A 241-nucleotide genomic window follows, 5' to 3' on the forward strand; every position below is an offset into this window, starting at 1 on the left:
GCTCCATCGTCGCCGCCGGGCGCAACAGCTGCATTTTGCATTACCAGCAGAATGACGCAGTGCTCAAGGATGGCGACCTGGTGCTGATCGACGCCGGTTGTGAGATTGACTGCTACGCCAGCGACATCACTCGCACCTGGCCGGTCAACGGTACGTTTTCGCCCGAGCAAAAAGCGATTTACGAGATTGTGCTGGCGTCCCAGGAAGCGGCCTTTGCCGAAATTGCGCCGAACAAACATTG

1 protein-coding gene is annotated in these 241 nt (G+C 57.7%); it reads left to right on the forward strand.

All coding sequences use genetic code 11. The features are described from left to right. Positions 1 to 241 (forward strand): M24 family metallopeptidase (locus KZZ04_RS20635; protein WP_219424094.1); only part of this gene is annotated, 241 nt, incomplete at both ends.

The sequence above is a fragment of the Pseudoalteromonas sp. CR1 genome (assembly GCF_019392235.1).
GTDB lineage: Bacteria > Pseudomonadota > Gammaproteobacteria > Enterobacterales > Alteromonadaceae > Pseudoalteromonas.